This is a genomic window from Paraprevotella xylaniphila YIT 11841, assembly GCF_000205165.1.
Taxonomy (GTDB): domain Bacteria; phylum Bacteroidota; class Bacteroidia; order Bacteroidales; family Bacteroidaceae; genus Paraprevotella; species Paraprevotella xylaniphila.
Window position 1 is genome coordinate 61168 of the sequence record NZ_GL883886.1, and the last position, 25756, is coordinate 86923.

At 48.1% G+C, this 25756-nt stretch carries 17 protein-coding genes and 1 tRNA gene; 4 read left to right on the forward strand and 14 right to left on the reverse strand.

The window, feature by feature from the left end:
* Positions 1–151 precede the first annotated feature (151 nt).
* The 3 genes from dnaE to HMPREF9442_RS13655 are packed head-to-tail and all read left to right on the forward strand — an operon-like array spanning position 152 to position 4809.
* Entirely contained in the window at positions 152–4102 is a 3951-nt protein-coding gene (dnaE, locus tag HMPREF9442_RS13645) for a DNA polymerase III subunit alpha (protein ID WP_008629708.1), read from the forward strand.
* Positions 4103–4144: 42 nt separating this feature from the next.
* Positions 4145–4459: a thioredoxin gene (trxA, locus tag HMPREF9442_RS13650; protein WP_008621241.1), complete on the forward strand. Its 315-nt coding sequence runs from the start codon at positions 4145–4147 to the stop codon at positions 4457–4459.
* 11 nt (positions 4460–4470) lie between these two features.
* Positions 4471–4809 carry a hypothetical protein gene (locus HMPREF9442_RS13655; RefSeq protein WP_008629709.1) on the forward strand — a complete coding sequence of 113 codons (339 nt, stop codon included), beginning with the start codon at positions 4471–4473 and terminating at the stop codon, positions 4807–4809.
* A gap of 433 nt (positions 4810–5242) precedes the next feature.
* Here HMPREF9442_RS13655 and tsaE read toward each other — a convergent pair whose 3' ends face one another.
* Genes tsaE through HMPREF9442_RS13685 form a run of 6 tightly spaced genes read right to left on the reverse strand, consistent with a single transcriptional unit; the run spans position 5243 to position 12677 of the window.
* Complete coding sequence (tsaE, locus tag HMPREF9442_RS13660) at positions 5243–5653, reverse strand: tRNA (adenosine(37)-N6)-threonylcarbamoyltransferase complex ATPase subunit type 1 TsaE (protein WP_008629712.1); 411 nt, start codon at positions 5651–5653, stop codon at positions 5243–5245.
* A 12-nt stretch (positions 5654–5665) separates the two neighbouring features.
* Positions 5666–7219, reverse strand: a complete 1554-nt coding sequence (porX, locus tag HMPREF9442_RS13665) for a T9SS response regulator signal transducer PorX (RefSeq protein ID WP_172604778.1) — start codon at positions 7217–7219, stop codon at positions 5666–5668.
* A 20-nt stretch (positions 7220–7239) separates the two neighbouring features.
* On the reverse strand, positions 7240–10149 hold the full coding sequence (porW, locus tag HMPREF9442_RS13670; RefSeq protein WP_253271118.1) for a type IX secretion system periplasmic lipoprotein PorW/SprE: 2910 nt from the start codon (positions 10147–10149) through the stop codon (positions 7240–7242).
* 40 nt (positions 10150–10189) lie between these two features.
* Positions 10190–11005, reverse strand: a complete 816-nt coding sequence (locus HMPREF9442_RS13675) for a metal ABC transporter permease (RefSeq protein ID WP_008629717.1) — start codon at positions 11003–11005, stop codon at positions 10190–10192.
* Positions 11002–11433 carry a hypothetical protein gene (locus tag HMPREF9442_RS13680; protein WP_008629718.1) on the reverse strand — a complete coding sequence of 144 codons (432 nt, stop codon included), beginning with the start codon at positions 11431–11433 and terminating at the stop codon, positions 11002–11004. The genes HMPREF9442_RS13675 and HMPREF9442_RS13680 overlap by 4 nt, the downstream gene beginning before the upstream one ends.
* A complete protein-coding gene (locus tag HMPREF9442_RS13685; protein WP_008629719.1) occupies positions 11430–12677 on the reverse strand; it encodes a 3-phosphoshikimate 1-carboxyvinyltransferase in 1248 nt (415 codons plus the stop codon). The genes HMPREF9442_RS13680 and HMPREF9442_RS13685 overlap by 4 nt, the downstream gene beginning before the upstream one ends.
* Before the next feature lie 88 nt (positions 12678–12765).
* Between HMPREF9442_RS13685 and HMPREF9442_RS13690 the strand changes: the two genes are divergently transcribed.
* Positions 12766–12840, forward strand: a tRNA-Pro gene (locus HMPREF9442_RS13690).
* A gap of 445 nt (positions 12841–13285) precedes the next feature.
* Here the strand turns inward: HMPREF9442_RS13690 and HMPREF9442_RS13695 are convergent.
* From HMPREF9442_RS13695 to HMPREF9442_RS13735, 8 genes are all read right to left on the reverse strand, one after another.
* Complete coding sequence (locus tag HMPREF9442_RS13695) at positions 13286–15223, reverse strand: transglutaminase domain-containing protein (protein WP_008629722.1); 1938 nt, start codon at positions 15221–15223, stop codon at positions 13286–13288.
* Between the two features lie 17 nt (positions 15224–15240).
* Positions 15241–15894, reverse strand: coding sequence for a hypothetical protein (locus HMPREF9442_RS13700; protein WP_008629723.1), 654 nt, complete (start codon positions 15892–15894; stop codon positions 15241–15243).
* 346 nt (positions 15895–16240) lie between these two features.
* Entirely contained in the window at positions 16241–19180 is a 2940-nt protein-coding gene (locus tag HMPREF9442_RS13710; RefSeq protein ID WP_050795541.1) for a hypothetical protein, read from the reverse strand.
* A gap of 53 nt (positions 19181–19233) precedes the next feature.
* A complete protein-coding gene (locus tag HMPREF9442_RS13715; protein WP_008629728.1) occupies positions 19234–22020 on the reverse strand; it encodes a hypothetical protein in 2787 nt (928 codons plus the stop codon).
* Positions 21989–22687, reverse strand: coding sequence for a hypothetical protein (locus HMPREF9442_RS15460; protein ID WP_008629730.1), 699 nt, complete (start codon positions 22685–22687; stop codon positions 21989–21991). Before HMPREF9442_RS15460 ends, HMPREF9442_RS13715 begins: the two co-directional genes overlap by 32 nt.
* A gap of 309 nt (positions 22688–22996) precedes the next feature.
* Positions 22997–24310: a hypothetical protein gene (locus tag HMPREF9442_RS13725; RefSeq protein ID WP_008629732.1), complete on the reverse strand. Its 1314-nt coding sequence runs from the start codon at positions 24308–24310 to the stop codon at positions 22997–22999.
* Positions 24307–25353 carry a hypothetical protein gene (locus HMPREF9442_RS13730; protein ID WP_008629734.1) on the reverse strand — a complete coding sequence of 349 codons (1047 nt, stop codon included), beginning with the start codon at positions 25351–25353 and terminating at the stop codon, positions 24307–24309. Before HMPREF9442_RS13730 ends, HMPREF9442_RS13725 begins: the two co-directional genes overlap by 4 nt.
* A gap of 18 nt (positions 25354–25371) precedes the next feature.
* Positions 25372–25752, reverse strand: coding sequence for a hypothetical protein (locus HMPREF9442_RS13735; protein WP_008629736.1), 381 nt, complete (start codon positions 25750–25752; stop codon positions 25372–25374).
* Between the last annotated feature and the right edge of the window lie 4 nt (positions 25753–25756).

The following is a 25756-nucleotide window of genomic DNA, read 5'->3' on the forward strand; positions in this document are numbered from 1 at the left end:
TCCGTTAAAATGCAAAATTCCGTACTTTCTTTTTCAAGGGGCGGCCCCTAAAAAGTCTTTTATGTTAAAAAACAAAGGTTTCTTTTGTTGGTTTCCTTAATGTGGCGTAACTTTACCCACGATTTCTGTTTTTACCAAATTCATATTTATTATGCAGGACTTCGTACATCTTCATGTGCATACCCAGTATTCCATTCTCGATGGTCAGGCCAGCGTGTCGCGTTTGGTTGACAAGGCGATGAAAGACGGTATGCGCGGAATGGCCATTACCGACCATGGCAACATGATGGCCATCAAGGAGTTTTTTAATTATACGACCAAAAAAAACAGCGGTACGAATGCGGACATCAAAATGTGGAAGAAGCGTATCGCCTTGTTGGAGAACGGTGAGGATGCGGCTCTGAAAGAATGGGTGGACGGGCAGAAAAAGAAGCAGAAAGAGGCCGATGAACTGAGACGGCGGGCGGAAGCGAATGATGAGCCGATACCGGCTGAGGCGAATTTCGTGCCGGAGGAGCAACCGGAGTTTCCTTCGGTTGCCGACCAGTTGACCACGGCTCGCGTGGAGTTGGCGGCGGCTCGGAAACGTTTGTTCAAACCGATATTCGGTTGTGAAATGTATGTGGCACCTCGTCGTCTGGATCAGATGGAAAAAGAGAAGGACGGGCGGAGGTATCATTTAATCGTGTTGGCCAAAAATGAAACGGGGTATCATAACTTGGTCAAGTTGGTCTCCAAATCGTGGACAGACGGTTTTTATGTGCGTCCGCGTACAGACCGCTTTGAATTGGAGGCGCATCGGGAAGGACTAATCATCTGTTCTGCTTGTATAGCCGGTGAAGTTCCCCGGAAAATACTGTCGGGCGACCTTGAAGGGGCTGAAGAAGCGGTGCAGTGGTACAAACGCGTGTTTGGAGACAACTATTATCTGGAACTTCAGCGCCATGAGGTGAAAGATCCGGACCAACGGGCCAACCGTGAGACTTTTCCATTGCAGCAACGAGCCAATGCGAGATTGATAGAACTGGCCCGTAAATATGACGTGAAGTTGGTCTGTACGAACGACTGCCATTTTGTGGAGCAGGAGGATGCCGAGGCGCACGACCGTTTGATCTGCCTGAGCACCAACCGAGATTTGGATGACCCGAAACGTATGCTTTATTCCAAACAGGAATGGTTCAAGACGCGGGCAGAAATGAATGAAGTGTTTGCAGACGTGCCGGAGGCATTGGCCAACACTTGCGACATTTGCGACCAAGTGGAGTTTTACAGCATCGACCATGCGCCGATTATGCCGAACTTTGCCATTCCGGAAGAATTTGGAACCGAAGAGGGTTATCGGAAGAAATATACCGATGAGGACTTGTTTGAGGAGTTTACCCGCGACGAGAATGGCAACGTGGTGCTCAGCCGCGAGGATGCCGAACAGAAAGTGAAGAAACTGGGCGGCTGTGACAAGCTTTACCGTTTGAAGTTGGAAGCCGATTATCTGGCTGAGCTGACTTATATCGGGGCGGCCAAGCTTTACGGTGACCCGTTGCCGGAGCATGTACGGGAACGCATCAACTTCGAGTTGCACGTGATGAAGACGATGGGTTTTCCCGGTTACTTCCTCATCGTGCAAGATTATATCAATGCCGCACGTCACGAGTTGAACGTGTCCGTGGGACCGGGACGTGGGTCGGCGGCCGGTTCTGCAGTGGCCTATTGCTTGGGCATTACGAAAATAGACCCCATTGAATACGATTTGCTGTTTGAGCGTTTCCTGAACCCCGACCGTATTTCATTGCCCGATATCGACGTGGATTTCGATGATGACGGACGCGGAAAGGTCTTGAGTTGGGTGACGCAGAAATACGGTGAAGAGAAAGTGGCGCATATCATCACCTACGGTACTATGGCCACGAAACTGGCCATAAAGGATGTGGCCCGGGTGGAAAAGCTGCCGTTGGACATTTCCAACGGATTGTGCAAGCTCATACCGGACAAGTTGCCGGACGACGAAAACGGCAAGTCGCGTAAAATGAATCTCCCGAATGCCATCTCGTGCATTCCGGAGTTGCAACAGGCCGAGGCATCGCCGAATCCATTGTTGCGCGACACCATCCGTTATGCCCGGATGCTGGAGGGTAATGTGCGGAACACGGGCGTGCATGCCTGCGGTGTAATCATCTGTCGTGACGACGTGTCCGATTGGGTGCCGGTCAGCACAGCCGAGGACAAGGAAACGGGAGAGAAGCTCCGCTGTACGCAGTACGAAGGTTCCGTGATTGAAGACACAGGATTGATCAAGATGGACTTTCTGGGGTTGAAGACCCTTTCCATCATCAAGGAATGCCAGGCCAACATCTACGACAGTCTCGGGATGGAAATAGACGTGGACGCATTGGACATTACGGACCCGGCCACCTATCGTCTGTATTGCGACGGGCGTACCATAGGGACGTTCCAGTTCGAATCTCCCGGCATGCAGAAGTATTTGCGCGAATTGCAGCCTTCCACATTCGAGGACCTTATCGCCATGAATGCGCTTTACCGTCCGGGGCCGATGGATTATATACCCGACTTTATCGACCGTAAACAGGGGCGTAAACCGGTGGAATACGACATACCGTGTATGGAGAAGTATCTGAAAGACACATACGGTATCACGGTGTATCAGGAGCAGGTGATGTTGCTGTCCCGCCAGTTGGCCGATTTTACGCGAGGCGAGAGCGATACATTGCGTAAGGCTATGGGTAAGAAGCTGATAGAAAAGCTGAACCACATGTATCCCAAGTTCATCGAGGGCGGAAAGAAGAATGGCCACGACCCGAAAGTGTTGGAAAAGATTTGGGCGGACTGGAAGAAGTTTGCCTCGTATGCGTTCAACAAGAGCCATGCCACGTGCTATTCTTGGGTGGCTTACCAGACGGCTTACCTGAAAGCTAATTTCCCGGCCCAGTACATGGCAGCCGTAATGAGCCGAAGCTTGGCGAACATTACCGACATTACGAAGCTGATGAGCGAGTGTAAAAGTATCGGTATCAATACTTTGGGGCCGGATGTCAACATCAGCCGCCGGAAGTTCAGTGTGGACGTGGACGGAAATATCCGTTTTGGACTGGGAGCCGTCAAGGGATTGGGCGACTCGGCAGTGGATGCCATCGTGAAAGAACGGGAAGCTCACGGACCTTATAAGAACATTTTTGACTTCATTCAACGTGTGCCGAGCGGGGCTGTGAAACGGAACAATCTGGAAAGTTTGGTACTTTCGGGTGCCTTCGACTGTTTTGAGGGGATTACCCGTGAACAGTATTTCGGCGTGAATGCCAAAGGGGAGAGCTTTATCGACCAGTTGGCACGTTACGGTTCGCGCTACCAGACCGACAAAGATGCCGTGCAGAATTCACTTTTCGGGGATATGGACATGGTGGAAATCGCTACGCCGGAAGTGCCGCAGGCCGAACCGTGGAGCTCGTTGGAGCGTTTGAACAAGGAGCGCGACTTGGTCGGCATTTATCTGTCCGCCCATCCGTTGGACGATTATGCCGTCATACTTCAAAATGTGTGCAACGTGCACATGGCGGATTTGAAAGATTTGGAACAGTTTGTCAATATGGACCTCACGTTGGGCGGCATGGTCACGGCCGTACGGAAGGGCATCTCCAAGACGGGCAAGCCGTATGGCATCGTGACGATGGAGGATTTCACGGGAGCCTACGAGCTAGCTCTGTTCGGACAGGATTGGCCTACATGGGGCTCATATATGGATGTGGGGAATACGCTCTATATCACAGCCAAATGCCAACCCCGGCAATGGGAGCCTTCCAAACTGGATTTCCGTATTGGGCGCATTGATTTTCTGGCAGATGTGAAAGATACTTTGGTAGAGAAGATTACGATAACCGTGGCCTTGGATGCGTTGGATGAGGATATCGTGCTTTCGCTTTCCGATGTCGTGAAGGAGTGCCCCGGCAATACCGACCTTTATTTTCACATCCTTGACCCCTTGGGACAGATGAACCTGACCATGCAATCCAAGTTGGCGAAAGTGTCAGTTAAAAAGGATTTAATTTCTTATATTCAAAGTAAACCCGCCCTGTCATATAAAATAAATTAGTATATTTGTCGGTAATAACAAACGATTAAAAGGAATAGTACAATGGCATTAGCAATTACAGATTCAAATTTTGAAGAGTTGTTGGCTTCAGGTAAGCCTGTGGTAGTGGATTTCTGGGCGACATGGTGTGGCCCGTGCAAGAAAATCGGACCGGATATCGAGGCATTGGCTGAAGAATATAAGGAACAAGCCGTCATCGGCAAGTGCGATGTGGAGGAAAACGACGGCTTGGCCATGCGTTTCGGAGTGCGCAACGTGCCTACCGTGATTTTCATTAAAAACGGCGAGGTGGTGGACAAGCAAGTCGGTGCGGCCCCGAAGAGTACTTTCGAGGAAAAGTTGAAGGCCATCCTTTAAAGATATAGGTTATGGACAGTTTGGAACAGGAACTCCTGCAAGATGCCGAGGACGATGCCCGTACGGTGGAGTTCATCAAAAATTACTTGCCGCAAGAAGTAAAGGACAAGTTTACGGACGAAGAACTTTATTACTTTCTGGATGTCATCGTAGAGTATTATGCCAATAGCGGTATTCTGGATGCGGCACCCGACAAGGATGGCTATATAGAAATCGACCAGGACAAAATAGTGGATTACGTCGTCAGTCAGGCCCGTAAAGATAAGATGGGCGACTTTGCGGCTGAGGATATCCTGTGGGTAGTCCAGGGCGAGTTGGAATACGGGGAGTCTTTCGGAGAGGAAGATTAAACCTGACTTCTAAGATTATAAAGGCGGCGATTTGGATTAATGAAAATGTAAGACAAGGTTGCTGTCGCACCATTTAGAAAATCAATCTCCGCAGAACGATTTCCCGTTCTGCGGAGATTGATTTTTGTTTCGTGTCCGGTTGTGAATTAGCGGATTGCTTTTGGATACGGAAAAGTAAGATGTTTTATGGAAGTTGTGATGTAGGGCATACATGAAAATAGGGCGCGGAATCACTTCCACGCCCTATTGCATCAGGGGCATTTCCCATATTGATATGAGAAAGTATATTTTTGCATAATTAAGGTTTATGAAAGAACATTTGCAGCATATTAAAACTGTCCTTCTTTGTTCTTTTCCGTTATATTGCAAATATAGGTATTCTTTTTGGTAACTCAAAGAAAATATCTATTATTTTTTTATCTATTGCGAACTGTCAGAATCTCACTGTGCGCGAACCGTCTTCGTTTTCTTCGATGGTTACTTTCACCGTATTGCCCGGAAGCAGTTCTTCCACCAGTTCCGGCCACTCGATGAAACAAAGCGCACCACTGTAAAAATAGTCTTCGTAGCCCATGTCGTACACTTCTTCCAGTTTCTTGATACGGTAGAAGTCGAAATGGTAAATCAGTTCGCCGCTGTCCGAACGGTATTCATTGACGATGGCGAAAGTGGGCGAGTTGATGACATCCTCCACGCCGAGGCATTCGCATACGGCTTTGGTGAAGGTGGTTTTGCCGGCTCCCATCTTGCCGTACATGGCAAAGACGGTGTTGTCACCCATGGCCGCGATGAATTCCCGGGCGGCCTCGTGGATGTGATCTAAAGAATCAATTTTGATTTCCATATCTATATGTTTTTAAATTCTTTTCTTACTTTGCAAAGTGATGAGGGGAATGAGCATCTCCTCCATGGAGATGCCACCATGTTGGAATGTATCCCGGTAGTAGGACACGTAGTAGTTGTAATTGTTCGGGTAGGCAAAGAAACTGTCGCCCGACGTGAAGATATAGGCCGTACTCAGGTTGGGAGAGGGGAGCAACACCTTGCGCGGTTCTTTGATTTCAAAAACTTCCTTAGGGTTGTATTTCAGGTTCTTGCCTAGTTTATAACGTAAGTTAGTGTTGGTGTTCTTGTCACCGACAACTTTAACCGGGGATTTAACCCGTATACTGCCGTGGTCGGTCGTGACGATGATTTTATAGTTGCTTGCGGCCAAAGCTTTGAACAGGTCTTTTACGGCGGAGTGGCGGAACCAACTTTGGGTGATGCTGCGGTAGGCCGCTTCGTTAGAGGCCAGTTCCCGTACGGTTTTGGATTCTGTACGGGCATGCGAAAGCATGTCGATGAAATTGAATACGACGACGTTCAGGTCATATTTTTCCAACTGTTTGAACTGGCCGATAAGTTTATCGGCCGCAGTGGAGTCATTGATTTTATGGTAACTGAATGTGTTCTTACGGCGGTAACGTTCCAACTGCGTCTGGATGAGCGGTCCTTCGTTCAGGTTCTTACCCTCTTCTTCGTCTTCGTCCACCCAAAGATCCGGATACATTTGGGCAATCTTGTCCGGCATCAGGCCGGAGAAGATGGCGTTGCGCGCATATTGTGTGGCAGTGGGCAGAATGCTACAATAAATGTCTTCGTCGATGAGGAAAGCGTCAGCCAGTTCCGTACTGAGCGTGCGCCATTGGTCATACCGGAAGTTGTCCAGGACGATGAGGAATACCTTTTCCCCTTGGTTCAGCAGGGGGAATATTTGGGTTTTGAAGATATCCGGGCTCATCAGCGGACGGTTTTCGGGGTGGGTAATCCACTCTTCGTAGTGTTTGCTTATGAATTTGGCAAAAGCCAGATTGGCTTCCGTTTTCTGCATGCTTAGCATTTCGTCCATGTTGCTGTCGGTTTCAGATAGCTCCAGTTCCCAGTATACCAATCGCTTGTACACCTCTTTCCAGTCGTCGAATGTCAAAGAATCATTGATTTGCATGCCAATCTTTCCGAAGTTCTGTTGGTAGGCGTTTTGAGCCACCTCTGTGACGATTTCCTTCTTATGGATGTTCTTTTTCAGGGTCAGGAGGATTTGCGTGGGGTTGACGGGCTTGATGAGGTAGTCGGCAATTTTGGAACCGATGGCTTGGTCCATGATATTCTCCTCTTCGCTCTTCGTCACCATGACCACCGGCGTGACCGGTGTGATTTCCTTGATGCGCGACAAGGTCTCCAACCCGCTCAAGCCGGGCATGTTCTCGTCTAGCAGAATCAGGTCGTAGGCCGTTTCGCTGCACTTGTCCAGTGCATCTTGCCCGTTGGATACGGTTTCTACCTCGTATCCTTTCTTTTCGAGAAAAAGAATATGCGCTTTCAGCAATTCTATTTCATCGTCTACCCAAAGTAATAAACCGTTGTTCATCATTGTAATGGTTTCGTATGTTAGAAAATAATACCGCTGTCCGTGTCTTCCTCCTCTTCTTCGTATTCTTCGTCTCCGGCAGGCGGTTCGTCGTCTGGCGTACGGATTTCGATGGAAGTAGGTTCGTCCAGTCTCAGGTCCTCCGGCACTTGCAGCGGTGCGAACTTCTCATCGTAGAACTTCTTGTAATCTTCGAAACTGAAGACCGTGCCCAACAGTTTCAGGTTGCTTTCGGAGATGATGACGGAACGTATGTTTTTAAGCACGACACTCATGTGCGGATCGGCATATAGCTTTTGGGCGTAAGCGTGCGCCTCGTCATAGTTGAGAAAACCGCTGACGCGCATTTGTGCCAACCCGTCGGATTTCACGATGTCGATGTCGAAATTGCGTACCATAAAACTGGTGAAATTATACAGGGCCATCTCATATAACAGTTGGTCCTCGTCCAGACTGTTTTCCGGATAGGCCAACAGGAATACGAAGTTGCTGAGGCGTTCGTCGCTTAATTGCTGCGCTTCGGCTGTGGAGTCTTGCAGGGCCGTCAGCGAACGTCGGCTCCAGATGTCGCTTGCCGCGTATTTCCCGTCGGTCAGCGACCGGCCTTCCTGAATGCCTTTCACGATACTTTGTGCAATTTCCGTTACTTCGTCTTTCGGATATTTCTCAATGACTTGTTTCAACGTGACCAAGAAGCTGTCCCGTTCTCCGCCGTACAATTGGCTCATGGCTTGTATGAACATGAATTTAGCGCGGTGTGCCCCCTCCGGGAAATCCGAAGTCGAAATGGAATAATTGCGGAACACTTCCTCATATTCGTTCTTGCCGTAGGCTTCGTATGTGGCGGCATACAGGGAATCCTCTATGTGCTTGCCCTGCCTGGCGTAAAGCTCGTATTTGGGGTTGGCTAGCATGATGGCATACCGGCTGTCCGGGAACTCCTCGATGAGCCGCTGTTTATACTGTTCGGCTTCGGCCATGTCATTCAGTCGGCCGTTGATAAGGAATAGATGGTAGTACACGTTGTCTTTGTCGGCTACGTCCGGGAACGTTTCGATAAGACGCAACAGGGTACGCCGTGCCAAGCCGAAATTTTCCAGTCTCTCCATTTCCAGGATGCCGGCCTGATAAAGCGCGTCGCGCAGGATGTCGTTGGAGGCTTGCAGCTGCTCTTCCGTGAACGGGATCTGTTGCAGGTAATATTCCCGGTTGTGCGGGTCGTTGGCCAATGAGTCGGCCATACGCTCCTGGGCTTCGGCAATGCTGTCGGCCAAGGCGATGCTGTCGGCTTGTGCCGCCATCAGGCTGTCGCTCTCTTCGCTGTAGTCATATTCTCCGAAATCTTCCGTGCGGTCCTCGTTCTTATGGCTTCTCCGCCAGTTGTCTTCCAACGGGCGTTTGCCCCATGTGCGTTGGAACTGACGTTTGCCTTGGGCTACGACCGACGGGTTATAGAAATACCACGTGCCGGTTTGTCCGGAAGCTCCCGCCTGCGCCCTGCGGTTTCCCGTAGGCGGGGTGGGGGTGGCTGTCGGAGTTTTGGGCATATTGGCAGCCATTTCGGCCTGCATGGCCTTGCGTGCCTCTTCTTTTTCTTGCTTTTTCAAGGCTTCGATGACTTTGTCGATGGCCTCGTTACGTTCGTTTTCGGGCAACTTGGCCAACCATTGCAGGCTGTCTTGCAGTTTGATGGCCGACAAATGGGGTTCCAGTTCGGTCAGGATACCTGAGCGGCGTTCCGCCTCTTTGTAAGCTTCGTTTTCTTTGTCCAATATGCCGACCAGTTCGGCGTAACAGCGTTGTGCGTTGATATAGTCCTCTTTGTCCCAGTAAATCTCACCCAGACGCAACAATACCATGGCTTTGGCAATGCCGTTCTGTGTACTTTCTTTGGCACCGGTTTCGTATGCCCCGATACACCGGGCAGTATCCCGGTTGGCCAGATAGATATTGCCGATGGCATAATAAATCTGATCCTGATAGTCCTTGTTTTTCTTGTTCTTGGCCATGCGTCGCAATTTCTTCACCATTTTATTGTGGTTTCCGCTAGCCATGGTTTCGGTTTGCAGGATACGGGCGTTGAAAGACAATTCGTATGGAGGATTGGCACGTATGACACGCCGCAAGGCCTTGTAGGCTTCTGCTTTGTTTCCCGTTTCGTGGTACAACTGTCCCAACAGGAAGTTCAGGCGTGCGCGTTGCTGTTTGCTTTTTTCTTTCTTGACGGTTTTTTGTAAATAAGGAATAGCCTCTTTGTATTGTTTCACGAAGATGAGGTAATCGGCGTATGAGGCGTTGAATTCCCGTTTCCCTTCACTGCCGGTACTGTCGCGCTGAATCTTATGAAAGACATCCTCTGCATCGTAAGGCCATTCCAGTTCTACGTAGCAACGGGCCAGATAGGCCCGGGCCACGGACACGATTTCAGGCTGTCCGGCATACAGTCCGCTGATATAATTGAACGTGGAGGCCGCTTCGATGAAATTGCCCTGTTGGAATTGCGCTTTCCCCATGAGCAGCCAGGCATGCCGCAAGAATGGGTTGAACTCCTTGCGGGCCATGTAGGCTTTTTCCTTGGCTGTTTTCCGCTTGTTGACGTTCGATTTCGGCCGGGCCTTTATAGAGTGCAGCTTGATGGCTTTCTCGCATTTTTCGATGGTGGTCTCGAAGTTGGACTTTCCCATGGCTGCCGTCGATTTATTTCGCACGGCATACATGGGCAATAAATCGGTGTAATTGTCCTTATGTCCTTTCTGTTGTTCCAGGACTCCTTCTTTGAAAGCCTCTGCCCCGTTAAAGTACGTATTGAACCGTGCCGTCATGGCATGGTAAAAACGGGTACCCGACGTATTCTTTTTCGTGGAACACGCCGTCAGAAGGGATAGGAAGACGAATCCGGAAGCAATGATATGTAGAAACCTTTTTTCCAATGCGCTCTTTACATAGTTAGATAACTGAAAAACATGTTTTTTATTGCCTTTTCCACCGAGGAATCGACCATGAAATTCCTTTGCACACCAAATAGATGAGTATAGAGACGAAAATGATGGAGGCACCCGATGGTATATTGTAATGGTACGACAAGTAAAGGCCGCCCAGACAGCCGCTGTAGCCTGTCACGATGGAGAGCAGTGCCATGCGTTTGAAGCTGTGCGTGAAAATATTGGCCGTCACTTGAGGGATGGTCAGCAAGGAGATGACCAACACGATGCCCACCATGCGCAGGCAGGCCACAATGGTCAGTGCGATGAAGGCCATCATCAGATATTCCACCATGGTGACAGGAAGATGTTGCGAACGGGCAAATTCAGTGTCGAAAGCAATGGAAACGAGCGGACGGAGAAAGAATGTGAAAGCAGCCGTGGCGATGAGTGCCAATGTGCCTAACAAATAAAGGTCCGAGGGGGTGACAGTCAATATATTGCCGAACAGATAGGAGGACAGCTCCGGAGTGAAGCCCGGTGCCAAAAAACTGCAAATGATGCCGATGCTCATGCCTAAAGTCCAGAAAATGGCGATGGCCGAATCTTCGCGCATGTCGCGGCGGTGGCTGAACCATTGTATGCCGCAGGCTGACAAGACAGAAAACACGGCTGCAGAGAGTATGGGGGAAAATCCGAGGTAAACTCCGATGCCGATACCACCGAACGAGGCGTGGGTGATGCCGCCGCTGATGAAAACCAACCGCCGTGCAACGATATAAGTGCCTATCAGTCCGCAAAGGATGCTAGCCAATAGGCTGCCCAACAGGGCATTCTGGAAGAAAGTGTAAGACAGGATGCTCATGCGTGGTCGAATCTCCTTTCCCCGATAATAAGGAATACTTCGTCTTTCAATGCGTCGGGCAGGGGGACGCCGCGCAGTTGCAGGCTGCGCACCCATCCTGCCACTTCATCGTCACGCATCGTATAGAGGATATCTCTGAACTCGTCTATTTCCGTTTCGCTATACGCAGAAGCGTCCTTTCCCCGGAAACGGTCGAGTTCTTCATCGTTGTAATACTCTATTTGTTTGCTTACGGCAGCTAGCAGGCTTTCTTTTTCGCATACTTCGTGCTGTCCGCAACATTCCTGTGGCGGTTGTACCACGGTTGGCATTTCGCTGATTTCGCCTTGTGCCAGTTTCTTTTTCAGCGAGCGGTTGCGCAAACTGCCGGCCACGAAAGCAATGACGGCCGCAGCGGCAAGGGCTATAAGAATGTAAATGATAATCATAAGGCCGTAATTTCAAATCCCGCTTCTTTCAAGTGGTCCCAATAATGGGGATAAGATTTGCTGACCACTTGCGGATGATTAATATATATTTCGGGAACGGCGAAACAGCAAGGTGCGAACGCCATGGCCATGCGATGGTCTTCGTAGGTGTCGATGGCCGGATGTGGCCGGACTTCAGTGCGTTGCCCGTCCCAGAATAATTCTGATCCGCAGGCTTCATGCAAGGGATACCCCAGTTTTTCCAGTTCGCGGATAAGCGCGGAGATGCGGTCGGTTTCCTTGATTTTCAGGCTTTGAAGACCCGTGAAACGGAACGGGATTCCCAACATGGCACACGTGACTACGAATGTCTGTGCCAAGTCCGGTTGGTTGACGAAATCATACTCCAGGCGTTCCGTGGCGATGGGGTGTTTGGTCAGTTTGACAAATGGCATCCCGTCGTCGTCACAGAAGAATTCCGTGTGCACGCCTATAGGTTCGAACAGGCCGTGTACGGCAGAATCTCCTTGGGCACTGTCTGCGAACAGGCCGGTCAGTATGATTTCTGCGTCTTTGTCGGGTGTCAGTGCCATTATTTCATACCAGTAAGATGCCGCGCTCCAGTCGTTTTCTATATAATAGGGTGTCGGGCGGTAAGGTTGCGGTTCCACCTTAATGTGTTGTTCGTCTGTCCATTCCGCTTGTGCACCGAAGTCTTTCATCAATTTCAGGGTCAGGTCGATGTAGGGGCGTGAAATGACCTGTCCGGTCAGTTCCAGTTCCAAGCCCTTTCTTAGGACCGGACCGATCATCAGCAAAGCAGAAATGTATTGGGAACTCACGTCTCCCGGCAGGCTGAGCCGACCTCCCTCATGCAGTCCGCCGGAAATACGCAGGGGGGGATAACCTTCCGTTTCCACATATTCTATTTGTGCGCCCAGTGTCCGTAGGGCATTTACCAAGATGCCGATGGGGCGTTGTTTCATCCGGGCTGTACCGGTCAGGGTATGTGTCCCCTCGTTCACAGACCAGTAAGCCGAAAGGAAACGCATGGCCGTACCGGCCGCCATGATGTTGATGGGGTCGTCGGTTTGCGTCAATGCCCTTACCATGACGAATGTGTCGTCGCAGTCCGACACATTTTCCGGCAAGTCTTTTCCTCCGGCCAGTGCATGGATGATGAGTGCCCGGTTGCTGATGCTTTTGCTAGCCGGCAGTATGGTTTTATGCCGCAGGTGTGGCGGCGCGGTAAGTCTGATTTGCATGTTTTGCCTAAAATGTGGGTTATACCAGCACAAAAGTAGAAATTTATTTGGAGAATTCAAAAACAATTTCTACTTTTGCACCCGCAAACGGGATGTAGCTCAGTCCGGTTAGAGTACTCGTCTGGGGGGCGAGTGGTCGCTGGTTCGAATCCAGTCATCCCGACAAAACATCAAGGCATCGGTAATTCAAGGATTATGGATGCTTTTTTTATGTGTTTATAGTTTCCACGTCCCGCGTGTTTTCCCTCCCAAGGTTTTTCAGAAAAGATCCTTCATCTTTCAGGAGATATGTCAACTTCTTGTTGTATAGTTTGTTATGGGATGAAGAATAGGGCGGCCATCTTTCAGTTTCCTTTCATTGCAGAAAGCGGATTTTCATCATGAGGCAAATGAAAAATCATTCGGCTGAGATTCGTTTTTCGTTCTCAGCCGAATGATTTTTCAATCTCAGGCAAACGATTTTTCGTTCTGCGCCGAACAAGATGAAGCTTGGCTGAAGGATGCCTGAAACATCCTTCAGCCTGTAATATCAATATTATGAACGGATTACCATGAAGCCTGAAAGATGAAGGGTCTTTTTGTAAAATCCCTGTGTAGATACCCAAGGGTTACCACCAGATTTGCTTTCCGTCTTCGTAAGTGAAGATTCTTTCTTCCGAGCCTTTGGTACGGTTGTGCAGGCGGAACAAGGCCTGGGCCGGGACGTTGTCGTATTTCAATACCGCCTCGAAATTCCCCGTCTTGCGCCCTAATGACATCCATGTCCCGTGGTTCCAATAGAACAATTCGTATTCTTCGCCTTCGCGGATGAAGTTGTCATCGTTACGCGGCAGGAATACGATACGTGCCACGTTTTCCGGCTGTTCCAGTTCCCATCCGTACCATACGCCGTACACGTCGTGGGAGTCGTAGAAGGAAAGGACATTGCCATCGAACAGGTTTTCCGGCCCACACCAGGGACGTACGTGGAAGTTGCCTATCAGCCGTTTATGCTTCAGCGTGTCGCCGGCGGCATTGAACGTATAAAGTTCGGCCATGTTGCCCCTCGACCAGTCCGGTGACAGGTAACGGAAATATCTGTATTTGCCGGTGTAACGGGGATGGACGACATGGAATTTGTTGTCCTTCAGGTGCGGGATGACATGTATGGTCAGCGAATCGCTGAAGTCTTCCTGGTTGGCCACTTGGAACTTCCCGCCGATTACACCCTGAAGGAATTGGTTGGAACGTACGTCTCGGAATTTGCGTTTCACTTCCACCGTCGTGCGTTGCGTGGTGTCTGCTGTCATTTTGTGGATATTTCCTTGCGAGTCCAAAAGGAAAGCGTCTCCGGCCGGAACCGTGCCGTTTTCTTCGGAATAATGTACGGGCATGTACACTACGTTTCGTGCCATGTCCCGGAAGGTGGCTTTCCGTCCGTGGCGCGTGCCCCAATGCACGATGCTCCAGTCTTGGTTGTCGAAGACGGACAGGTAGACGAACCTGCCGCTTTCAGCGTCGTCGTACAACTCCGCCTCCACATCGGAAGTGGCCGTGTATTCCCTTGTCACATCCATAATGTAAGGTGTGTCGAAGATGTCGGGAATCTCCTCTTTTCCCTTGTTCTGCATATAGAGCGATTCCTGCTGTTTCTCGTAGGTTTGGCGGAACACTTTGGTCAGCCGGTCTTCCTTCCGTTTCATGAAGTGGTCGCCGAGCCGTTCCCCCGGATTGAAAGGGATGAAAGAATGGTTGTCGGGAAAGAACACGCACCATTCATGCCCCAAGCTCCGGTTGCCCCACTGTGGTGTGAAGTCGATGGTGGCAGGCAGTCCGTGCGCCCTTAGTACGGCCACGCACAGGTGTGCATATTCCTTGCAGGAAGCCGACTTGACATGTTCGAGTGCCGTGAGGGGGAGGTCGGGAAGGAATTGCGGAGGATAATAAATGACGGAACGCATGCCTCCCAGAATGTCGTTGGCCATGCCATAGGCATAGGTGGAGTTGTCTTGGTTGGGGTCGTATGCTTCGCGCACCCATGAAGGCACGGTGAATGTCTTCCTCCAAAGACTTGTCTTTTCATTCCCGATACGGTAAGGCAGCACATAGCGGCAGAACATTTCGAAACTGTATTGTTTGTTCCAGTTCTGTTGCCATACGGTGAATGCACTGTCGATATGTTCGGTCAGGAAGTCAGCCGTGACGGATTGGGCATCGTACAGGCGTTCGTCCTGGCTTAATTCCAAATCCAGACCTGTTCGTTGCAAGATAGTATCGTATTTCATAATCCAGAACACACGGTCTCCGTTGCAATGGCGGAACACACTGTCCATGTAATTGTCGTACACGTCGACGGCTTCACCGGTGTGGGCGAAATGCCCGTCCATGTTTTCCAGAAGGAAGCGTGCGGCTTTCTCTTTGAGCGGCTCATTTTTGTAATGTTCCAATACGGTTTCCAGTTCCCGGCGGTTTTCACCGGCTTTTTCCAACGTCTGCCTGATGCTCGTTTTCTGGCAGGAGGAGACGGCTAAGGTTGCAGCAAGGCAGCAAAGAAGAAGGTTTTTCATTGCAGTTGATTTTAATGTTATGGAATAGTGGACATGTTGAACATGTAGACGAAAGAGAAAACGGCCAGAATTAAAAGCCCGGCTTTTATCCATTTGTTTTGCAAAAGCCATATAAGCCCGAACCATCCGTATGACAGGATGAGCGGGCTGTACAGTCTGAATGGCATGCTTCCTATGACTCCATAATGAAACAGGCAAGACGGAATGAGAATTCCTACGATGAGGCATAAGCTGATGCAGAACCATGCCACGCCGGATTTGCTATTCCATTCCGGGACGTTAACCTGTCTCGTGGTGTTCATCCCATAAAGGTACAGCCAAAGTATTACCGCGCCAAAAAGGTTTTCCGATGCTTCCCATATTTTAGCAGATAATGGGTTGTCCGAAAGGAAAAAGGTTGGAATGGACATTAGAATGAACAGGATGGCCAAAGCGTAAGCCAGACGTTTCAGGTTAAACTTATGACGTTGGTTTATATAACAAATACATCCGTGTATGAGCAGGATGATAGGGAAGAAGAAGAGCAAAAATGCGGGGAACAATACTTCTACCCTTACTGCGGCACCGTCCGGGATGAAATGAGGACGGGCTATGTGCTGGCCTATTCTGTTCGCTCCAATGAACAGTAATGGCAATAGGGCGCGTAGGATAAGTTTGATTTGAGTATTCATGTGTTTAAAAGATTAAAGGAGTATTCCATTTGTTATTTAGATATTCTATTCGTATCATTGAGTGAAAAACACATTATATATGAATAATATCAAAAATAGTACACCTGTAACGCGTTCGGAACGTTCTATATACTTTATGCTATTAGGAGTTTCTTCCTTTTTGTACTTCTTCTTGCCGTACCCCCATTCATAAAATTGGGATAACGCAGAGATAAGTATGATATAGGATACTAATGTGGTAGTGAAATCCGAGTGTAGGTTGGTTCCCTCTAAAGAATATACGGTAAGGATGATTATCCCCATAAAGTAGTATATAATACGGTTGAAATCTTTTTTCATATGGTCTTTATTTAATCGTTATAGTTTTATAAAGGTAATCTTTGTTCCTTTTGCTCATTGTACAAACGTCAGACTTCCATACGACAGGTATTCCTTTTCCAGTAATCCCTTCCGCTTCCACAGAAATGACGGTCTGTTTGCTGTTGTTGAAGAGCCGTACGGTAGCTTCCCCTTTTTCGTCGAACTTGACTTCCGGAATCCAGAGTAGTGTACGCCGGTAGTCTTTGGTGTCAGGCAGAGGTTTCCGGCTGTAATCGGGGCTGTAGAAATCCTCGCAGACGGCATAGCCTCGCAGGACGTAATGCCGGTCCCGGTAAGTCCTTTGGTATCCGTCGTTGGGGAAGAGGCGGTAGTCTATGATGACTTCGGGCTGGTTGTCTTGTGCATACTTCCAACTGCCTTGTTCGCGAGGGGCATAATCGGTGTAGATATAGATTTTGTCAAGGTAACGGAGCAGGCGGTATTTCTTGAGCTTTTGTTTGGAAATACTGAAATTGGATCCTATTGGGGTTGGACTTTTTTCGTCATGCTCCGGTTCTTCATATTTATCAGAAAGGAGAATTCCCGATTTATTGGAACTGGCAATGGCGTAGTCTTCTTGGCTGTTGAAGTCTTGGTCATTCCTGGTATTTTCATTTGGATTCATTTTTAATGGGATTCCGTCAAACCATTCTTTGATAGAGTACCGTCTGTCTTGTCCCATGTCATTCGCAAAACTAAAAGCGATTTGTTGTGAGAAAGTTCTCCAATCATGTTTTCCTCCGTTCAATCCATGGTCGGTTATGAGGTTGAAAGCTTTATAAGCATCTATGATGATGGTGGGTTTGCTGTTGTTGAATCGTCGTAATCCATTTCGTTTGTTGCGAATGGTTACAGTGGGAAGTTTACGCCCGTTGAATACGCCAGAAACGGTGTATAGACTGTCAGGATAGTTCGTTTCATATTCTTTGTCTTGGTAAAATGTGTACGGTTTAGGGAAATTGGGATAGAAATGGTTGAGCTTTACGTAAAAATCGGGATATTCTGTTTCATCCATGAATCCCTTTCTCTGTTTTTTTATGGCATCCCTTACTGGGTCTTTGGCATCAGAAGCCATGAGGTTTAATACGCAATCTTCATAAAATTTTGGGGTAACCATGTAGAATGTACTTTGTTGGGTTTTCTGCATTAGTTCAAGCGTGCTTTCTCCTTGGAGGAAAGAAGCTATGACATGTACTTCCTTCTTCATTTTTGAGATGGATGGAGCGTACAAGTCCTGTAGTGTTTTACCTTTGAATTTAGAGGCGCATATTTCTGTGGTATAGAAATCAATGGGTTTAACTTCTTCTTTTTGGTTGTCATGTGCATCTTTTCTCATTAATGAGGTTATCCATGCTTTTTCTCCGAAATCATTGTCTTTATATAATGAATAGGTATGATTCACCTGTCCTTCTATAGTCTGTGACTTTTCGGGCAGGAACCGTAATGAAAAGGCTTCAATTCCCGCCATTTCTTTCCATTCGTATCTTCTCCATCCCTGCACCATCAACAGCAGGTCCAAGTCCCTGCGGTGCATGCTGTCGTCAGCTTCGAAATAATATCCGGGATTTTCGACGAACCCTTTGATTTCGCTGGCGAGCATCATTTCCGTGAGCATGGTTCCGTTGTCATAGGTTTGTTCTTCCGTGGCCCTGTCCCTGACTGCAAGGGATACGGATGTGGCCGTGTCTTGTATGTCTTGTAGTTTCAGGTTTAGTGTGACGGGTGCGAACGGCTCGTATTGTGGTTCTATTCCATGGATGTCGATCCTTGCAGAATCGTAGTCGTGGCGGTTGACGAAACACAGCCTGTCGGCATAGATTTGCCCTTTCCCGTCGAATACTGTGATTTGGTTCACCCCCGTGCACAGTTCGTTCAACGGGATGGTTACGTTTGTCTTTCGTTTGTCTCCGAAGTCGATGTGCTGTAAGGTTTGGGGTACTCCTTGTGCCATAACCTGCAGGGCCAGTCCTTCCGGGAAGTCCGTCAATCCTTCGCTTCTTTGCAGTTCTATTCTTAGCAGGGTGTCCTGTCTAACCTGCAAGGCGATGCCTTCTTCCTCCACTTCAGGGAGTTTCACTTCATAGTCGTATCCTTTGTATTGGAAAACGGCTTTGTACCCTTCTTCGGACGCAACATCGTGCAGGATGAATGTACACCTTCCCCTGTTTCCGGTTCGGGTTTTGGTTATCTTCTTTCCTTGTGGGTCGAGTATGTCAAATTCCACGTTTTCCAGATGTTCCCCCTCTTCCGTATTGAGTTCCAGAGCAACGTTGCAGTCCGTTCCGGTTATGAGGTTTCCTCCTTCTGGATAGAATTTCAGTTCGAGTTCCGGTTTCCCTTTCCGTGCCTTGAAATACCTCCTTAAAGGACGTAGTGTCATGTCTTTGGTGTAATGTCCCGTTTCTTTTGGCTTGTCGTAGACGGGGAACACCCTTGAATAGAGTTTTTCATAATCCCGAAAGAAGTCTTTGGCCATTTCCTTGTTATAGAAAGCGTCCTCGCTCCATTGGGCATGCGGATGTTCGTATTGCCCGAAGTTGAGCATCCACCGTGTGTATGCCCGTAGTTCGTAATATCCGGCATAGAGTGAATCCGTCAGTACGAAAGCACCGTTAGCTGTTCCATTCGGCATTTCGAGTTGCTGCCTTTCGACGAGGAATCCATCCGGTGTGAGCAGTTCCACGTAGAGGATTTTGCTCAAGTCGGTCAGTGTTCCTTTGTCGCTGCGTGTGACATATCCTTTGTACCAAATCGTATCGCTCACGAAGTAGCAGGTATTGTCGAGGTGGAGATATACCTTTTCCTGTGGCAACCCGATGCCGAAACCCTGTACCTTACGGTAAAGGGAATCGGTTTCTGGGCTTGCCGATGCGTAGAAGCTTACGGTCAAGCTTATGGCGAGTAAGATAAAAATGCCCTTTTTCATACCTTTGTTTTTTAGTATTACGTTTAAGTTACCTTTAAGCCACAATTATTCTGTTATTTTTTATAAACGATAGGTATTCCTTTCCCGGTGATGCCTTCCGCCTCCACGGAAATGACGGTCTGTTTGCTGTTGTTGAAGAGCCGTACGGTGGCTTCCCCTTTCTCGTCGAACTTGACTTCCGGTATCCAGAGTAGTGTACGTCGGTAGTCCTTGGTGTCAGGCAGAGGTTTCCGGCTGTAATCGGGGCTGTAGAAATCCTCACAGACAGCATAGCCTTGCAAGCGGTATCGGCGGTCGCGACATGCCGGGAAGTATTGGCCGTCGGGGTAGAGGCGGTAGTCGATGATGACTTCCGGTTGGTTGTCCTGTTTGTATTTCCAACTGCCTTGTTCTCGGGGTACGTAATCGGTATAGATATAGAATTTGTCCAACCAACTCAGATAACTGTATTTCCTGAGCGTCTGATAGCCTCCGATGTTGGGCTTTGGAAGTTCCACTTTGACGGGAGAGATGGCATGTTCGAGAGGCGCTTTTACTAAACGGTACCAGTTTTTTGTTTTTTGAGTATTCCCGTCATACCTTTTCTCACGGTAGTATTGCCTGTGCATATTCATGTCTCCCACGTATAATGCTGCTAATAGATGGTACACAGAATCCCCCATGTAGTAAAATGGCCGGTCGCTCATTCCATAGTCAGCCATCAGGTTATAAGCCTCGTATGCATCGATTACGACAGCCGGTTTGGTGGGGTCGTAATGGCGTAGCCCGCCCCTTTTGGCCTGTACGGTGACGGCAGGCATATATCTGTTGGTGAAGGATGCGCGTACGATGCTGTCTTCTCCTTCAAAATGTGGCATGTCTTTTCTGGTGGCATCCTGATAATAATTGTATGGTTTGGCAAAGTGCGGGTAGAAAAGGTCCATTTTCACGTAATAGTCCGGCCAAGCTTCCTCGTCGGTAAAGTCCTTTTGCCGACTTCTGGTGATGTAGTCAGTTCCTTTGTCCTGTCTTGCGGCACTGAGGAAGAGCATGTATTCCCCGTAGATTTTTGGCGTTTGCATGTAAAAAGTTCCGTTTCTTGTAGGCTGTTTGAGTTCAATCGTTTTTCCGTTTTGTACAAACATGGCCCATACATTCACTTCCCTTTTGAGGTTGCTGGCTTTTTTGAAATCCACATTCCATTTTTCGGCATGGTTGACACATCCGGCGACGGTCTGGAACTTTTCCGGTAACCAGTTAGGGGTGAATGGTTCGATGTCGGCCATCTTTCTCCATTCGTATCTTCTCCAGCCCTGTACCATCATGAGTAGGTCGAGTGCCTGGAGATGAATGCTGTCGTCGCTTTCGAAATAAAATCCAGGGTTTTCCACGAATCCCCTGATTTCACTGGCGAGCAGCATTTCCGTGAGCATGGTGCCATTGTCGTATGTGGGTTCTTCCGTAGCCCGGTCACGTATGGAGAGCGACACGCTTCGTCCTTGTTTGTTCGTGTCCGTAAGTTTCAGGCGTAAGGTGATGGAGTCGAATGGCTCATACTGTTTTCCCGTTCCGGAAATGGTTATTTGTGGCTTGTCATAGTCGTGGAGGTTTACGAAGAATAGCCGGTCCGCATAGATTCTTCCCTCGCTGTTGAATATTATAAGTTGGTTTACTCCGGTGGAAAGTGTCCGGAGCGGGATTTTTACGGTATCGTATTTTCCTTTTATGTTTTTCTTTAATGGGAGGTAGAACTTGGAGACTCCTTGATGCATGACATGCAGTGCAATATTCCGTTCTATTCCTACGGCTTGTATGGAGGCTTCGACTGTGGAGTCGGTTTGTGTGACAGACAGGGCGCAGCCGTTTTTTTCTACTTCCGGTAACTTTTCGGAGAATTTCACCCCCTTTAATGTGAATGTGGCCTTGTATTTTCCTTCGGGAGATATGTCTTTCAGGATGAATGAGGCCCTTCCTCTCTTGTCGGTTTGGCATTCGCTGACTTTCTCCCCGTCTTGGTCTGTGATGGTGATGTCAATGTGTTCCAAATGTTTGCCTTCTTCGTCATTCAGTTCCAAGGCAACCCGCCCGGTTGTATTTTGCACAAGGTGTCCTCCCTCCGGATAAAAGCGTAGGACAGCGGTCGGTTTCAGTTTCCGTGCCTTGTAATATCTTCTCATGGGTCTTAGGGTCATTTCTTTGGTGTAACGTCCTTCTTCTTTAGGTTTGTTATAAACGGGGAACACCCGGGAATACAGCTTTTCATAATCCCTTATATAGTCATCTTTCATTTTACGGCTATAAAAGCCATGGCTTTTACGTGAAATGTGAGGGTATTCACATTGCCCGAAGTTGAGCATCCATCGGGTATAGGCACGTAGTTCATAGTAGCCTGCATAAAGTGAATCTTTGAGAATGAACATTCCGGATGCTGTGCCGCTTGTCATTTCGAGTTGTTGTCGTTCTACGGAGTACCCATCAGGAGTAAGCAATTCCACATATAGTATTTTGCTTAAATCCGTGAGTGTTCCTTTATCGCTTCGTGTGACATATCCTTTATACCAAATTGTGTCTCCTAAGAAATAGCAGGTATTATCGAGGTGGAGGTACACCTTTTCCTGTGGCAACCCGATGCCGAACCCTTGTACTTTACGGTAAAGGGAATCGGTGTTGGCCTTTGTTATTTTGCTTGATATAAATATGCAAAGAAAGACAAATAAAATTTTGTATAGAATATTGTTCATTATATTTTCTCTAAAGTTAAGAATAAGACTCTTTGTTCCCTTCTCTCGATTAAGAAAAGAACAAATAGTCTCATTCTGACTATGATACTTATATTGCTGTACTTGTATCCACTGTGACATTATCTGACGCTAATTCTATTTTGATTTCTTCTCCAAATTGAGTCCTTTTTATTTCATATTTAGTAACATTACATGAATATGAAACTCCGATTCTATCTTTGCTAATCCACCTTGTACTTGTGGTTTCACCACTTTTTCCATAACTGGTATCGTAGGTATCGTATGGTAATTTTAAGCTACCATAAACACTTACGGTTGGATCTTTATTTGGGTCATTTTTGTCTTTTGTAACCGTTACTTTTAGTGTGAGCCAAAAACTGGTACCTACAGCAGCCACAAATTGACTAAGGTCAATGCCGTCAGTGGACATTTCTGGAACACGTTTGAGAACTCTTGTTCTTGGCATTTGCTTTGTCTTATAAATCTTGGAAGTAGCAGTAGAATCTACCACCTCCAATGGTTGAGCAACAACTTGTTTGATTACGGCAAATTCAATAAAATTTTGTTCCATTTCTTTCATGGAAGGTAAAGGGAACTGGGAACTCGTGATGAATTTTATATTCGGCACTCCGTACTTTTCTGCCATGGCACGCAGCGTGGCGATTTCTTCTGCCGAATAGCGGAAGGTGGCTTTCCCGTTTTCCATTTCGTCTTGGGTGCAACTCCAAATGATAAGTCCACCCAATGCCACGGCAATCATGGCCATGAAAACTTTTACTTTATTCATGATGATTTGATTTAATAGATTAACACGAAAGTTTTGTTACTACTCTTTATTTGAAGCCGACAACCTCCCATTGTCGTAGTCTCCTTGTTGCTGTTTAACCCATTGGCGTTTGTTTTTAAATATTCGACATGATTTTAATTCTCACATCGCAAAGTTAAGTATGTTTTTGAGTAAAATCCAAATATTTTAGTTCGCAAATGGTTCGATTTTTATCACTCTTTTTAAGTGTTATGGTTTTGATATTCTACGACTTGTAAAATCATTACATGAGAATTTGTTCGATTCCTGTTCGATGCTTCTGTTTGAAGGCTAATTTTTAGCATTGATTTTGGCTTCAAGGCGTTTCCGCCTGCTTGAAATGGTACTTTTGCTCCGGCTGAACATTTCGGCAATGTCCGACGTGCGGATGTTCAGGTGGAAGAGGCAGCAATAGGCCGTTTCTTCAATGGTAAGGTCCGGAATGAGTTGTTGCAACCCGGTGGCAAAATTATTGAAACAGTAATCCATCTCTTTCAGGAATTTCACTTGCTGTCCCGCATCGGACATCAGGTTCGTGTAGTCTTTGGGTTGCGGGGCATGCGGGTTGTCTGCCGAAGGGATTTTCCGACCGACTTCCATGTCGTACAGATGAAGGCTCCTGATCTGTAGTTCCTGTTGGTGCCATTCCTTTTCCTTTTCTTCTATTTGCAGGCGTAATGATTCATCGTTTCCTTTTTGTGCCTCCAAGTACCGGATGGTTTCTTCTTTTTGTTTTAAAATGAGCCGGATACGGTCGATTGCATGTTTGTTACGGTAAGTGGACGCAACGAAGACTGCACCGCAGACCAGTAAGGAAAATAGGGTCAGGGATATGAACAAGACATTCCTTTCCCTTTCAGCGAATGCGTCCCGTTCGGCAATCAGTTGTTTTTTTTCGCGTTCGGCTTCGTCCGTGAAATGCCTGAAGCGTGTTTTCCAATAACGGTTGCAGTTTTCTATGTAGGTTGTGAGGTAGGGATTCGTGGCCGTGTCCCTTTCTTTATATAAGGCCAGGAGGCCGAGCGCGAGAATGCGGCGCTCCATGTCAGGAGATGCTGCTGTTCCGGCCAATCGCCTGTAAATCGTGTCGGGAATCTCTTGTCGGGTATGCCATGCATAAGCGGAAAAAGCTATTGCAGCTTCTTCGCTTTGTCCTCGCGTCAAAGTATCCGGGAAATTTTTTCCGGATGCGATGTCCTGTGCCCGAAGGGCGTGGGTATATGCTTTCCCGTACATCCCGTTTTCAAGGTATATGAGGGTAAGCGGACGATAGGCCATGTAGGCGGCCGTGTCGAGCCGGTGCTTTCGGGCAAAGCGCAGGACGGCTTCAAGGTCACGGCGTGCATCTTCCAAAAAGTTCTTGCGTTTCCATATTTTCCCTTGCCCATACATGGCTTTCCACCAATAAGACAGGCTATCTTCTATGGTATGGCATGACGTGGCGGCCAGTTGGTAATGGAAAATGGCATCGTTCAGGTTGCCCGCTTGTTGGAGGCGGACAGCCTCTTCGTACACTTTTTGCACGTAAGGGGTGGATGGATTCCGCTTGCAGGCCGGTAAGAGGAAGACCGCAAGGGCGAGGAGTGTCTTGATGGAAATATTCATGGCTGTAATGTCTTTAAAAGGAAGCGGGCAGCATGCCGTGTCGGTACGGCAGTCCCTTTGTAGATAAGTTTGCCTCTCCAAAGGATGCAGATGTAATTGTCGTATGTACGGGCATTCAGGGAGGACGCTTGTAGTTGGTTCTCGTCAATGAAATGCAGTGGCATTTTCAGGTGGAGGGTTTCGTAGTTTCGAATGAAGACGGCCTTGCCGGACTGTGTACCAGTGATGCCGAGGATGGAAAAGTCCACAGGATAGCTACGGAATTGTGCGGCTAAGCCTTCAAATTTCTTGCTTGTCCAAACGTCGGGGTGGCGTGAGACTAAATATACTTGGATGCGGGATGGCATATTGCCTTGTTTTGCCTTTGTATCAGGTATGACGGGCGGAAGTGTTTTTTCCAATGTCCCAGTGAAGGTTCCATATTGGAATTTATGGTAAAGGAGCGGGTCCAAGTAGAATCCCCCGAAAAACAGGGTGGAGCATAAAACGAAGAATGCAACTCCCCATTTTAGGATATTGTCTTGAACTTGGCAAAATACGGCTGCGGGCAACAGGCATAGGGCGTAAACGGCATAGGTGGAAAGGGTGCCGCCACTGTTGAGAAGGAAATCATCCCAACCGGTACCGGAACACACGTCCGGGACAAAGAGCAAGATGAGCATGCCCGGATAAGTTACCCCGAGAATATGCCACACGGTGATGTCTGGAGGAGAAAAGGTATGCCAAAGGATGAAGAACACACAATAGAGCGCGGCACTAATGGTGACAAAGTGGGCATATTCCAAATGCGGGCAGAAGAAAAAGGCGGCCATGAAGATGGCATGCAGGAGTGTGGGCATCTGGAACAAGAGAGTCAGGTTTCTTGTCCGGGTTCCCCCTTTTGATGCGGCAATCCCGATAATGAACATGGACAGGAAAAGCCATACGTTGCCGCCCTGTTCCGGTTCGTGTAGGAACGGAAGGTTCAGGAGTAGGTATGCGGCGACCGTACAAGCGGTGTAGGCCGAAAGGTATCGGACGGTTTGTCGGGTTGGCTTTTTCATTCCGGTGATGGGTTTAGGTTAATAGTCCGAGGCGGTTTCGGATATGTTTTTCCTCACACGTGGGAATTTGTTGGGGGACGAACGACGGTTGTGGGTCTTGATTTTACGGGCAAAATAGAGGTATAGGTCTTCCGATATGTTGATTTCTTTGCCGGATTCTATAGACAGCGTCAAATGTTGTCCCGCGGCTTTGATGTACGGCTCGATTCGTTTCTCGGCTTCTTTCAAGATTTCGAGATTCTTCGTCTTATCTTTGGCGCACTTCGGGACGATGAGCGAAAGGTAAGGCGCGGTAGACGGGAGTGCCTGATGTTGCATGCCGGTGGCTGTTTCCGGCATGCATCCCATGAGGGCGGTGCAACAGGTGGCAAGGATAAGTGCAGTAGTCATTCGTTTCATAAGG